Origin of the sequence: Leptotrichia rugosa, assembly GCF_041200005.1 — a bacterium.
Lineage (GTDB): Bacteria > Fusobacteriota > Fusobacteriia > Fusobacteriales > Leptotrichiaceae > Leptotrichia > Leptotrichia rugosa.
This window is the reverse complement of the sequence record NZ_CP165644.1, coordinates 1-12,977: the sequence shown is the minus strand read 5'-3', so window position 1 is coordinate 12,977 and position 12,977 is coordinate 1. Positions and strand designations below refer to the sequence as shown.

The following is a 12,977-nucleotide window of genomic DNA, read 5'->3' as shown; positions in this document are numbered from 1 at the left end:
AAAATTTCTCCTTTTTATTTTTTTTATTGTATTTTTTTATTTTTCTTCTTTTGTAGAAATCGCATCAACATCGTAATTATTTTTTTTGTCATCAATTTTTTTATTTTTAAGTTCGTAATAAGCCGCAACTCCAATCATTGCCGCATTATCCGTACAATATTCCATTTTGGGAAAATGAACTTCAATATCTGAAAAATTTTCAAACTTTTTCCGAAGACCTTTATTCGCCGAAACTCCTCCAGCTACAAGCAAAGTTTTTACATTTTTTTCTTTTACCGCTTTTTCCACTTTGTCATACAAAATGTTTACAATAGCTTCTTGTAACGACTTTGAAATATCTTCTTTTGAAATCTCATTTTTTTTCATTCTTTCGTGATTCACATAATTTGTAATAAAAGTTTTAACTCCGCTAAAACTAAAATTATATCCGTCAACTTTAGGTTTTTTGATTTTTAAAATATCTTTTCCATCAACTGAAAGTCTGTCAATTTGCGGACCACCAGGATATGGAAGTCCCAAAATTCTAGCAATTTTGTCATAAGTTTCTCCAACTGCGTCGTCTAAAGTTTCTCCCAAAAGCTCTGTCACAATTTTCTCATCTTTTTCGTAAATATAATACAAATTTGTGTGTCCACCCGAAACGACAAGTGAAATTGCTGGAAGTTTTACATCACTTTCAATAAAACTTGAAAAAATGTGTCCGTTTATGTGATTTATTGGAATAAGCGGAATATTGTTGGCAAAACTTACTGATTTTGCAAACATAAGTCCGACTAAAAGTGATCCAATTAGTCCCGGTGTATTTGTAACAGCGATGTAATCAATATCTTTAAGAGTTATATCTGCTTTTTTTAACGCTTGTGTAAAAACTGGCAAAATATTTTCGATGTGGTGACGAGAGGCGATTTCAGGCACAACTCCACCAAATTCTTTATGAATGTCAATTTGTGTTGAAATGATGTTACTCAACACTTTTTTTCCATCTTCAATTACAGCGACTGAAGTTTCATCGCAGGAAGATTCGATTGCGAGTATTTTCATTTTTTTCTCCTTATTTCAAATTATTTTTATTTTCAGTAATTTTTTCATATTCAAAAATTATTTTTTGTAGCACTTCTTTTACAGAAATTCCTGACATGCAGTCTTCGTATTTTTTAGGAAATTTATCATCTCCGTAAAGCGAGTGAGGTTTACAATTTGGATTTTTTATTAAAAAAGTATTTTTCTCAAAAGAAAATAAATTTGGATCTGTCGGGCCAAAAAATACAAAAGTTGGAGTTTTGACAGCACGAGCTATGTGAAATGGTCCAGAGTCATTTACAACAGCAATTTTTGCATATTTCAAAATAATTCCGCTTTCTTTAAAAGAAATTTTTCCACATAAATTAATAATTCTCCCATTTTCATCGTCTTGCACAATTTTTTTATCTTCTTTTCCACCAATCACAAAAATTTTTATATTTTTTTTGGAAAAATATTTTAACAAATCTTTCGCCAATTCATTGTAAAATGGCCATTTTTTCGTAAATTTAGAAGCTCCAGGTGCAAGGACAAAATAATCTTCATTTTTTAAATCATATTTTTCAATCAAATTTTTTTCTACAGAATTTTCCACATAAAACTCCAGCGCATCCCCAAGTCCATTTTTTTTATTTTTCCAAGAAAATTCAATTCCCAATTTTTTTAGTGCAGAAAAATAACTTTCCACAATCGTGCAATCGGCGTTATAATCAATAATTTTTGCTTTAACCAAAAGAGTTTTCCACCATTTTCTTTTTTTGTAGCAAAAATATTTAGTTTTAGAATTTTTCAATTTTATTCCGATTATTCTCGACAAAATTTTAGAATGTAAATCAATCACAAAATCATATTTTTCTTTTTTTAATTGAGAAATTATACTTTTTATATATTCTTTATCCTTACTTTTTTTCTTTTCAAAAACCACAAGTTTTCGGATATTTGGATTAAGCGAAATCGCTTGAGAGAAAGTGTCATAGACGGTAAAATCAATTGTGGCATCTGGATATTTTTTTTTAATCGCTCTGATCACAGGTGTCGTCAATAAAACATCACCAAATGAGCTAAATCTCATTATTAAAATTTTCATAATTATTTTCCTTTTGTTATTATTTATTTAAATTTTATACATCAAATATCGAATTAAGTCAAGTTTTTTAAATAAAAAAAAAGAAAGCTAATTAACTTCCTAACTTAAAATTATTTTTTAAAATGGTGCCTAGAAGAAGATTCGAACTTCCGACCCTACGGGTATGAACCGTATGCTCTAGCCAACTGAGCTATCTAGGCATAATTTGGTGGCGGGAGCTGGATTTGAACCAACGACCTTCGGGTTATGAGCCCGACGAGCTACCTGACTGCTCTATCCCGCGACAAGCTAAACACTATGGTGCCTCGAGCCGGACTTGAACCGGCACGGAATAATATTCCACAGGATTTTAAGTCCTGTGCGTCTACCGATTTCGCCACCAAGGCTAAACAAATTTACAAAAATAATTATACTATATATTTATTTTTATGTCAAGTGTTTTTTTGATATTTTTTAGGGTTGTACTGTATAATCAAGTGCAACACTAAAATGCATAAAAAAAAACAGAGTAAATCTGTGTCATTTACAAAATATAAAGTTTTCCTTCCTGCTAAAAAGGGATATTATGAAATTGGTGCAGTAAAAAAAATGGAAAAAATGAAACCTGTATTATTACTTTAGTTGATAGAAAAATTAGATGCAGAAAAATACCATTTTGATAATACTATAGCAGAAAAAAATTAAGAACAGAAAAAATTCTGCTCTTAAAAGATATTTTTTTATTATTTTTACTTTTTTATTGTACTTGACTTGACAATACACTAATAAATATTTTTTATTTGCTTCTAAATATTTAACTTCACCAATCCAAAGAATGATAAAAATTTTTTCTTAAATATATTTTTGTTATTTTTATTTATTTAATTTACACATTTCAACAAAAAACTTATGTACTTTAAGATCATCATTTAACTCAGGATGATACGAAGTCACAAGAATATTATTCTCCCTTGCTGCGACAACATTCCCATCAACTTCCGAAAGAACTTCCACATTTTTTCCCACACTTGAAATATATGGTGCTCGAATAAATGTCATTGGAATAACTCCAATCCCTTTAAATTCACTTTCAGTAAAAAAACTTCCAAGCTGTCTTCCATAGGCATTTCTTCTAACTTTTATATCCATCGCTCCCAAATAAGTCCGACTGTCATTTTCAATTTCCCTTGCCAAAAGAATTAATCCTGCGCAAGTACCGAATACAGGCAATCCTTCCAAAATAAGTTTTTTTATGTCATCAAATAAATCAAGGTCATAAAGCAGCTTTCCAATAACTGTACTTTCTCCACCTGGAATAATTAACCCATCAATATCATTATTATCAACAGCATTGCTTAAATCAGATTTTTTTCTTATTTCAAATGATTGTATCCCAAGTTTTTTCAGCATTTTTCTATGTTCTGCAAAAGCTCCTTGTAAAGCCAATACACCGATTTTCATTATTTACCTCTTTCAGCCATAAGTAACTTAATTTCATTTTCATTGATTCCAACCATAGCTTCTCCCAAATCTTCAGAAATTTCAGCTAACACTTTTGGATCGTTGTAGTTAGTAACAGCTTTAACTATCGCCTGAGCTCTTTTTGCAGGATCTCCAGATTTGAATATTCCCGATCCGACAAATACCCCTTCGGCTCCAAGCTGCATCATTAGTGCAGCATCTGCAGGAGTAGCAACACCACCTGCTGCAAAATTTACTACTGGCAATTTACCATTTTCGTGAACATATTTTACTAAATCAAAAGGAACTTGTAATTCTTTGGCAGTAAAATAAAGTTCATCTTCTCTCATATTTTGTATTCTTCTTATTTCTTGATTCATCATTCTCATATGTCTTACCGCCTGTACAATATCCCCAGTTCCTGGCTCACCTTTAGTTCTTATCATCGAAGCTCCTTCAGCTATTCTTCTAAGAGCTTCTCCCAAATCTTTTGCTCCACATACAAAAGGAACTTTAAATTTTTTCTTATCTACATGAAATTTATCGTCAGCAGGTGACAAAACTTCACTTTCATCTATGTAATCAATTTCTATCGCTTCCAAAATCTGCGCTTCTACAAAATGTCCAATTCTAACTTTTGCCATTACTGGAATTGAAACGACTTCCTGAATACCTTTAATCATTTTAGGGTCACTCATTCTTGAAACTCCACCCACAGCTCTAATATCAGCTGGAATTCTTTCAAGTGCCATAACCGCCGCCGCTCCAGCCGCTTCAGCTATTTTTGCCTGTTCAGGAGTGGAAACATCCATTATAACTCCACCTTTTAACATTTGTGCCAGATTTTTGTTTAATTCATATCTTTCATTTTTCATAAAATTTCATCCTTTCATGATAAAAAAATTTAATATATAATTATTATACTACTATTCAAAAAATTTTACAAATTTATATAATTAATTTGCTCACTTTTCATTGACTATTTTGAAAAATTAAGGTATACTTTAATGTAAAAAATAATAAATTAAAACAAATTGTGACTACGCAAAACTAAAAATTTTGAAAAATTATATTTTTTCTATTTTTAGTTTTGTTTTTTTATTTATAAATTTATTTAACTTAATAATTTTGTTTTTCAAAAAAGTTTCTAGCATTACAAAAAAATTTTATTGTAAACTTTTTAACATCGCAATTAAAATTGAAATGTCATTGTAGGTTACCCCACTGATTCTACTAGCTTGTCCAATATTTTTAGGATTTCCGTAGATTAATCCAGAAATTGCTATATTACTCAGTCCTTTTACATTTTCATAATCAAAGTTTTTTGGAATTTCCATCTCTTCCAACTTTTTAAATTTTTCAATCTGAGCTTTTTCCCGCTCTATAAAAATTTTATATTTCGCATTTATTTCAACTTGTTCTTTCGCCAATTTTGATAAATTTAAAGTTTCACAAAACTCACTTAAATTATCATAATTAATTTCTTTTCTTGCCAAAAAGTCAAATGCCGAAACGGGACTATTCATGCTATTTTCTGTGCCACCTTCAATATTTTTTAATTTTTCGTTATTTTCTTTTGTCGGATAAATTGTAATTTCTTTTAGTCTTTTTATTTCATCGTCAATTTCTTTTACAGCATCTTCCAATTTTTTTGTCGTATTTTTGTCCAAAATTCCGATTTCTTTTGATTTTTCGAGAAGTCTTATAAAGACATTGTCCTGTCTTAATGTAAGTCTATATTCAGCTCTTGACGGCAGTACCCGATATGGTTCTGGCGTTTTTTTATTAATTATATCGTCAATCAAAACTCCAATATATCCTTCACTTCTGTCAATCACAATTTCTTTTTTTCTCAAAATTTTTCTAGCCGCATTCACACCTGCAATAAATCCTTGACACGCCGCTTCTTCATATCCGCTTGTCCCATTAATCGTTCCCGCAGTATAAAGCCCTTCCAAAACCTTCGTTTCAAGCGTCAAATTGAGCTGATGAGCTGGAATGAAGTTATACTCCACAGCATACCCATATCGCACGATTTGAGCATTTTCCAAGCCTGTGATTGTATGCAGCATAGCTTCTTGCACAAATGGCGGCATAGCTGTCGTAAATCCGTTTATATAAATCTCATCTGATTCTATAGATTCCTGCTCCAAAAATATCTGGTGGTCGGTTTTTTGCGGAAAATTCATAATTTTTCTATCAAGCGAAGGACAATGTCTAGGCCCTTTTGTACTCACAATTCCAGTTACAATCGGCGAATATTTTAACATTTCCTGTCCAACTTTTATCGTTTCTGGTGTTGTAAATGTAAGCCAGGTGGGAAGTATTTCACTGTATTCCTTTTCAGTTTCATAAGAAAAATACCTTGGATTTGTCTCTCCGCCCAGTTTTTGCATTTTAGAAAAATCTATTGATTTTTTAGCAATTCTAGGTGGCGTTGCAGTCTGGTATCTGTCCAGCTCAAATCCATATTCTTCCAATCTATTGGGTAAATCAACGCTCGCAGGTTCCCCTACTCTTCCCGAAGAATATTTAACATCTCCCATAATGTATTCTCCGCCTAAAAATGTTCCTGTGCAAAGCACAACCGCTTTTGTCCCATATTCGATTCCAAAATTGTCCACAACACCACAGACTTTTTTTTCACAAACTTTTAAATCCACGACAATTGCTTGAACAACCTCTAAATTTTCTTGATTTTCCACAATTTCTCTCATTTTAATTCTATATTTATATTTATCGGCTTGAGCTCTCGTTATTCTTGAGGCAAGTCCCTTTGTATGATTTAAGTTTTTAAGCTGTAAATTATACTTATCGATATGTCTTGCCATTTCTCCGCCAAGCATCCCTAATTCTGACACCAAATGACTTTTTCCAGGTCCTCCAATTGACGGATTGCACGACATCATAGCAATACTGTCTAAATAAATAGTAAATAAAGCTGTTTTTAGGCCTTGTCTTGCTGAAGCCAGAGCTGCTTCCACTCCTGCATGTCCCGCTCCAACTACTATTACATCATAATTTTTACTCATCTTTTTTCCTTTCTAAAAAAATTTTTTCTTAAAATTATTTTTTCTTTTTAAAAGCTCTTCTAACTGGTCTAGTTAAATCCATTATAAACACATAATTTTTATGTTTTTTTATAAATTTATTCAAATTTTTGTAGACAACTTTTTCAGGTAGTTTACAATATTTTGCATATTCATTGCAAAAAATTTTAGCCAGTTTTTCATCTTCCATCATTCTTGAAACATTTTTCATCCGACTTTTAATACTCATCTTAACATCAAATTTCATTCTGTTCAAATCCACAAGATAAAACTCATAATTTTTGCTTTTTTCTATAATTAGAACATTTCCTGGCGAATAATCCTCAAAATAAATCCCCTTTTCGTGCAGTTCATACGAAAATTTTGCAAACTGTCTTATAACTTTTTCTCGTTTTTCTTCAATTTTTTTGTACCAATTCTCCTCTTTAACTTCTTCGTAATCTTCAGGCCAAAATATCTCCCGACAGGTAAAATCATATTTTAAATCTTCACTTATATAATAATCCCTTTTATCTTTTCCAAATTTATCAAAATAAGCAATTGGCTCCGGTGTTCCTATTTTTTTTTCCAAAAGCTTTTTGGCATATTCAAAAGAGCGTTTAGCCTTTGATCCTTTTATATATTTATAAATAACATTTGAAATAAAATTTGGTTTTTTAAATTTTTTTATGTTTAGCGTTTTACAAAAATTTTTTTCATCTATAACAACTCTTTTTATCTCATTCCGACCGGGTTCCACGACATATTCACCAATTTTATCAAAATTTTCTAATGTTTTTACCAAAATTTCCTTTTCATAATTTTTATTTATTTTATAGTTATTCATCTGTAACCTCTTGTTTTTTATTTTTTAAAATTTTTTTATATTTTCTTTTACCTTCATTCAACTTTTTTTTGAGTTCTTCTAAAATATTTTCATTTGTCAAAATATTTTTATTGTTTTTTATGCACTCAAAAGCTTCGTCATACTTGTGTTCCTTTTCCAAAACAAATATCAAATTGTAGTAATGTCTAGGAACTTCTGGCTCAATCATTATCATCTTTCGACAAATTTTTTCAGCTTCACTAAATTTTTTTCTTGCAAGATAATATCGCCCCTTTAAATTTAACATCTTTATTCTTGATAAACCTGAATTTTCATAATTTAAAAATAACAGTTCAATTTCTTTATATTCCTTCGCTTGAAGCAAAATTTCAAAAAAATCTTCAAATATGTAATCCTGCACATCTTCACAGCTTATAGCGATATTGTAATACTTTATAGCCTTCTTAACATCATTTGAATAAACCATTGTATCTCCCATTCGAGCATATAGTTTAGCCAATTTTATTCCTTTAAAATTTACAAGATTTTTATACTGCAAGATTGCACTGTCATATTTTTTCATCATTGTAAAAATATCACCTTTTTGGACATATGCTTCAACACTTTTTGGTTCCAATCCAATAGCTTTTTCCACATATTCCATTGCCTTTTTAAAATATTTTAAAAAGGAATAGCACATTCCTAAATTCAAGTAAACAAAATAGTTGTCCTCCTCTTCCAAAAATTTTTTGTAAACAGAAATCGCTTTTTTAAACTTTCCCAATGTCTGATATATGTATCCAAGAGAAAAAATGGTATCTTTGTTTTTAGGATATTTTTTATAACGCTTCTTTGCATATTTTACTGCTTCCCCATACATTTCAAACTCAGAATATAGTTCAACTATTCCAGTCAATGCCACAAAATTGCTTTCATCTATTTCTAAAACTGTTTTTAAATAAAGCATGGCGTTATCATATTCCTTTTTTTCTATCATTTTATCCGCTTCTAAAAGCAGTTGCTCCACATTCACTTGACTTTTCCCTTTCTTTCAAATCTTTAGTTTATCTTCAATTTCAAAAATTTTATTTTTATCTGTATCTGTATTTCATTCTGAATTCCACATCTTTTTTTAATTTTGACAAAATTCTTTTTCGCTCAATTTTAAAAACTTCTTTATTGTCACTTCCAATTTTGCAATCAATATAATTTTTTATCATATCTTCCATTTCTTTTTTAGCTTCGTTTCGTATTTCAAAGCTATATTCTTCATTATTGCCAATTTCTTTATTTTTTTCAATACAAAAGTATAAAAGTTCATTATAAATCTGCTGTGCCAAAACTTCCCGTGCCTTGTAATATGTCTTTTTATCCGTCTTTATAATTTTTAGTGCCTGTCTTTCCCCAGTAAATGGTTTTTCTTGAATAAGCCGAAGCATACTCTCAAAAATTTTATTTTTCTTTGCCATTTCGCACTCAAAACAAATTTTTTCATCTTTCATTGGCTTAAATAGACTTTTACACATTTTGCACTCCGCATACCCAAGCTCTTTTAGACAAATTCTCCGCTTTTCCATCTTTATCAAAATTCTTTCCAATCTTTCTGAAAGTTTTTTATCGCGATTTGGATTTTCAGTCATAGCTTTATGAATTTTGTCGATTATTTCTTTTGGCAAAATAACTTTATTTATATCAATTTTACCTTTTTTTGTAAATTTTTTAGTAAAAACTTTTTTTTTATTATTTCCCCATCTTCTTTTAGTAACTTCGTGTTCTCTCAACATCTCTCCAACTTTTAAAGTTCCAAAATTTTCTTCATTTTCAATTAATTCATCTAAAATTTCTCTTTTTATTTTATAGTTTACTTTATGAATCTCAATATTTCCTACGACATCTTCACCCAAAAATTTATTAATTCTGTCCTTTACCACATTTTTATGCAGAAGAAATGTGTGATAAACCGTTGCATCTGTCAAATTTACTGTCAAAATTTTCTGAAACAGACTTTTTGGCTCAGACCTTTCAAAAATTGGACCACCAACAAATATTTCCCAATTTTTTTTTATTTTCTCCAAAATATATTTTTCATTATTAAAAAAAGAAATTTTTTTCTTATCATGTATATATTTAGCTAAATTACCTAATTTATTGACTTTATCTTCCATTTTTATTCCCCCACTTCTGTTTTTCCACCGTCAACAATAAATTTTTTTCCAAAAATTTTCAAATCTTGCGTCGAAGTTATAAAACACTGAATTTTTTTATTTTTGAAATAATCCAAAATGCTATTTTTTCTAATTTCGTCAAAATATGAAGAGATATCGTCCATAATAAAAATCGGATATTCATTTTTTTCCGCCATCAAAATGTCAATCTCAGAAATTTTTAGTGAAAATATTATTGATTTTTTTTCTCCTTGAGAAGAATAAGATTTTGCATTTTTTCCATTTAACTCAAAGACGAAATCATCTTTTTGCGGTCCCAGCAAACTGTATCCCAAAAAATTTTCCCTCCCCATTTTTTTTAAACACTGCTCTTCAAATTTTTCCACTAATTCAGACTTACTTTTTTTTTCTACATCTCCCAAAAAACAGTCATATCTTAACTTTAACTTAGCTTTTTTGTCAAACAGTTTCTGGTAATTAAAATTTAGCAAAACCGATATCTTTTGTATAAATTCTCTTCTGTGAACTATAATATTCACACCCTCTTCAATAAATTTTTTGTTGTAAATCTCATAAATTTCGCAACAAGTTTTATTTTCTTTTATAAGTTTATTTCTGACTTTTAGTATTTTTTCAAAATTTACAATCGACTTCAAGTAATCTTTTCTCGCCTGTGAAATTTCATAATTAAAAAAGCCTCTTCTGATATTAGGATTTCCCACAATTAGCTCAATATCTTCTGGAATAAAAGAAATTACATTTAAGTTTCCGATGTAGTCTATATATTTACTTTTACTTTTATTTATGTAATAATCCTTCTTTTCTTCGTTGACATCAATTGCAATAATTTTATTTCCATCATTTGTCTCAAATTTTCCAAAGACAATTGTTCTATGGACATTATACTTTCTCATTTCCTTAATTTTTTTTGTCCTAAAACTTTTTCCTGTTGCGAGAAAATAAACAGCTTCAATAAGAGAAGTCTTTCCTTGCCCATTTTTCCCATAAATTAAGTTAAAATTCCTATTAAACAGCAATTTATCATCTTTCAAGCAACGAAAATTATTAAAATTTATTTGACTTAAATACATTATATTTTTCCCTTTTTTATTTTTTTAAACTTCTTTTTCCATAACAATTTTTTCTCCATTAAATTCCACAACATCGCCTGGATATATTTTTTTCCCTCGTCTAGTTTCAATTTCCCCATTTACCTTCACATCACCATTTAAAATTACCATTTTTGCCATAGCCCCCGATTCAACTAAATTTGCCCACTTTAACAACTGATCTAACTTTATAAATTCTGTATGTATTATCATTTTTTTCTCCCTTATTGATTTTCTATTTTTAACTATTTATATTTATATCATAAATTCCAAAAAATTTATACTTTATTAAAAATTTCTAGTCAATTTTTTTAATCATTAATAATATTAATGTTTAAAATTGAATTGTGGAAAACTCAATTTTATTGTGGAAAACTTTTTCCACATAGTTTTCCACATAGTTTCCACAATACCATTTTATACCTGTTTTTAGAGGATTTCAAACATCCTAAAAATTTATTTTAAAATTTTACTATTTTTGGATTTTGTGGAAAACTCATTTCTTTCTTTTTGTTTTTAATTAAATTTATAATATTTTTTATATATAATTTAAATTTTTATAAGTTTTCAACATTTAAAATAAATCTTGTCAGTTTTCCACATTTTTTAAATCCAGTTTTCCACATAGTTTTCCACATTTTTATTTCTTTCCGTTTAAAAATAAGGATTTATTTACTCTCATAAAAAATATAGATTGTGGAAAACTTCTCTTTTTTCCACATTTTTCCCAAAAAATTTTTTACATTTTAAATTATTTTTTTATTTTTTTTAATATATAATAATTTTTATTTAATTTTTTATAAATAATTTTTTCCCTGTGGAAAACTTTTTCCACATTGTGGAAAACTATCTAAATTTTTCAAAAGTTTTCCACATAGTTTTCCACATTTTTAAAATTTTTTTCCACACACTAAATAAAAAAAAATTCTATATTTTAAATATCTTTTTATATAAATTCTCTACTTCTTTTTTGAATACGTCATCTTCCTCTTTTGATTTTTCTACTTTTCTTATGCTACTTATTACTGTACTGTGGTCCTTTCCTCCAAAAAGCCCGCCAATAGCGGTTAAACTTAAATCTAACTCAACATTATGCTTTAGTATATACATTGCAATTTGTCGAGATTCTACTATTTTTTTTTGCCTTTTTTTAGATTTCATATCGTCAACACTTACACCATAATGCAATGAAATCATCTCTATCACTTTTTGAGCTGTCATCTTTGAGCGCTCCTTTTTTATGTTGTGAGAAAGCATTTCCTGAACCTGATCTATTGTAATAGGTTCATTTAATAGCTTTGCTCTAGCATTCAAATTCGTCAAAATTCCCTCAAGTTCTCTAACATTTGAAACGACTGCATCTGAAATATATTCCAAAATATCATCGCCAATTTCTATGTCTTGACTTTTTGCAATATTTTTTAAAATCATCATTCTAGTTTCAAAGCCAGGACGCTGGATTTCTACCGTAAGTCCAGATAAAAATCTAGATTCCAGTCTTTTAGATAAATTCTTTATTTCTTTAGGAGATTTGTCGCTTATCATAATAATTTGTTTTCCCAATTCCTGTAATTTGTTAAAAGTGTGGAAAAACTCTTCTTCCACAGTCCCTTCACCACGTCCAAAAACTTTTTCAAAAAATTGAATATCATCTAACAAAAGTACGTCTAAATTTCTAAATATATCCCTAAAATTCTGGATTCTTCCACTGTTTAAAACTTTAAAAAATTCATTTGCAAATTCTTCGGATGTAGAATAATACACTCTTTTTTCAGGACTTTTTTTAAGAATTTCATTTCCTACAGCTTGCATTAAATGAGTTTTTCCAAGTCCAGAACTTCCAAAGATAAAAAGAGGATTGTAAACAGGTTTGGGATTTTTTACTACAGCAAGGCAAGCATTATATGCAAGTCTACTATTTTCACCAACTACAAAGTTGTCTAGCCTATGTTTTGGATTTAAACCAGTATTTGCCATTTTTTCGTTTTTAATTTTAGGCTTTTCCAGATCCTTTGTGGTAAAAATCTTCATTTCAGGATGTTTTATCTCCTTTTTTTGCTTCTTTATTTCTATTTTTATTTCCATTTTTTCATCAGTTACAAGTTCTAAGATTTCTTCCATTTCAATTCTGTAGTTTTCCACATTTTTTTTAATAATTTTTGAGTTACAGGATAACAGAAGCGTATTCTTCACAATTTCCACAGCCTTGACATTTTGAAAAAATGTTTCAAAAATTACTTCTTCCACACTTTTTTTTACTAATTTTTTTAACTTTTCCCATAATTTTTCAGCTTCCTGCAC

General features: G+C 29.1%; 11 protein-coding genes and 3 tRNA genes. All 14 read right to left on the bottom strand.

Translation table 11 applies throughout. The annotated features are described in order from the left end of the window. Window positions 1-36: 36 nt before the first annotated feature. Entirely contained in the window at window positions 37-1,041 is a 1,005-nt protein-coding gene (gene tsaD / locus AB8B22_RS00070; RefSeq protein ID WP_094079535.1) for a tRNA (adenosine(37)-N6)-threonylcarbamoyltransferase complex transferase subunit TsaD, read from the bottom strand. 10 nt (window positions 1,042-1,051) lie between these two features. Next, entirely contained in the window at window positions 1,052-2,107 is a 1,056-nt protein-coding gene (locus AB8B22_RS00065; RefSeq protein WP_369711091.1) for a glycosyltransferase family 9 protein, read from the bottom strand. Window positions 2,108-2,230: 123 nt separating this feature from the next. Then, window positions 2,231-2,307 (bottom strand) — tRNA-Met (locus tag AB8B22_RS00060). Window positions 2,308-2,313: 6 nt separating this feature from the next. After that, window positions 2,314-2,390 (bottom strand) — tRNA-Met (locus tag AB8B22_RS00055). A 15-nt stretch (window positions 2,391-2,405) separates the two neighbouring features. Next, window positions 2,406-2,493 (bottom strand) — tRNA-Leu (locus AB8B22_RS00050). A 466-nt stretch (window positions 2,494-2,959) separates the two neighbouring features. Then, the gene (pdxT, locus tag AB8B22_RS00045; RefSeq protein WP_369711090.1) at window positions 2,960-3,547 is read right to left on the bottom strand and encodes a pyridoxal 5'-phosphate synthase glutaminase subunit PdxT; all 588 of its coding nucleotides are present in this window, start codon (window positions 3,545-3,547) and stop codon (window positions 2,960-2,962) included. After that, a complete protein-coding gene (gene pdxS / locus AB8B22_RS00040) occupies window positions 3,547-4,422 on the bottom strand; it encodes a pyridoxal 5'-phosphate synthase lyase subunit PdxS (RefSeq protein ID WP_369711089.1) in 876 nt (291 codons plus the stop codon). The genes pdxT and pdxS overlap by 1 nt, the downstream gene beginning before the upstream one ends. A gap of 291 nt (window positions 4,423-4,713) precedes the next feature. After that, window positions 4,714-6,579, bottom strand: coding sequence for a tRNA uridine-5-carboxymethylaminomethyl(34) synthesis enzyme MnmG (gene mnmG / locus AB8B22_RS00035; RefSeq protein WP_369711088.1), 1,866 nt, complete (start codon window positions 6,577-6,579; stop codon window positions 4,714-4,716). Window positions 6,580-6,613: 34 nt separating this feature from the next. Continuing rightward, window positions 6,614-7,423: a lipopolysaccharide kinase InaA family protein gene (locus tag AB8B22_RS00030; RefSeq protein WP_369711087.1), complete on the bottom strand. Its 810-nt coding sequence runs from the start codon at window positions 7,421-7,423 to the stop codon at window positions 6,614-6,616. Then, window positions 7,416-8,435, bottom strand: a complete 1,020-nt coding sequence (locus AB8B22_RS00025; protein ID WP_369711086.1) for a tetratricopeptide repeat protein — start codon at window positions 8,433-8,435, stop codon at window positions 7,416-7,418. Before AB8B22_RS00025 ends, AB8B22_RS00030 begins: the two co-directional genes overlap by 8 nt. A gap of 58 nt (window positions 8,436-8,493) precedes the next feature. Further along, window positions 8,494-9,567, bottom strand: coding sequence for a DciA family protein (locus AB8B22_RS00020; RefSeq protein WP_369711085.1), 1,074 nt, complete (start codon window positions 9,565-9,567; stop codon window positions 8,494-8,496). Between the two features lie 2 nt (window positions 9,568-9,569). Continuing rightward, complete coding sequence (gene recF, locus AB8B22_RS00015) at window positions 9,570-10,658, bottom strand: DNA replication/repair protein RecF (protein WP_369711084.1); 1,089 nt, start codon at window positions 10,656-10,658, stop codon at window positions 9,570-9,572. A 24-nt stretch (window positions 10,659-10,682) separates the two neighbouring features. After that, window positions 10,683-10,889, bottom strand: a complete 207-nt coding sequence (yaaA, locus tag AB8B22_RS00010) for a S4 domain-containing protein YaaA (protein WP_094079527.1) — start codon at window positions 10,887-10,889, stop codon at window positions 10,683-10,685. A 714-nt stretch (window positions 10,890-11,603) separates the two neighbouring features. Next, the gene (dnaA, locus tag AB8B22_RS00005) at window positions 11,604-12,977 is read right to left on the bottom strand and encodes a chromosomal replication initiator protein DnaA (protein ID WP_094079526.1); all 1,374 of its coding nucleotides are present in this window, start codon (window positions 12,975-12,977) and stop codon (window positions 11,604-11,606) included.

What these genes read in the sequence shown, in the direction of transcription:
- tsaD (WP_094079535.1), bottom strand. Translation starts at nt 1,041, where the DNA reads ATGAAAATACTCGCAATCGAATCTTCCTGCGATGAAACTTCAGTCGCT.
- AB8B22_RS00065 (WP_369711091.1), bottom strand. Translation starts at nt 2,107, where the DNA reads ATGAAAATTTTAATAATGAGATTTAGCTCATTTGGTGATGTTTTATTG.
- pdxT (WP_369711090.1), bottom strand. Translation starts at nt 3,547, where the DNA reads ATGAAAATCGGTGTATTGGCTTTACAAGGAGCTTTTGCAGAACATAGA.
- pdxS (WP_369711089.1), bottom strand. Translation starts at nt 4,422, where the DNA reads ATGAAAAATGAAAGATATGAATTAAACAAAAATCTGGCACAAATGTTA.
- mnmG (WP_369711088.1), bottom strand. Translation starts at nt 6,579, where the DNA reads ATGAGTAAAAATTATGATGTAATAGTAGTTGGAGCGGGACATGCAGGA.
- AB8B22_RS00030 (WP_369711087.1), bottom strand. Translation starts at nt 7,423, where the DNA reads ATGAATAACTATAAAATAAATAAAAATTATGAAAAGGAAATTTTGGTA.
- AB8B22_RS00020 (WP_369711085.1), bottom strand. Translation starts at nt 9,567, where the DNA reads ATGGAAGATAAAGTCAATAAATTAGGTAATTTAGCTAAATATATACAT.
- recF (WP_369711084.1), bottom strand. Translation starts at nt 10,658, where the DNA reads ATGTATTTAAGTCAAATAAATTTTAATAATTTTCGTTGCTTGAAAGAT.
- yaaA (WP_094079527.1), bottom strand. Translation starts at nt 10,889, where the DNA reads ATGATAATACATACAGAATTTATAAAGTTAGATCAGTTGTTAAAGTGG.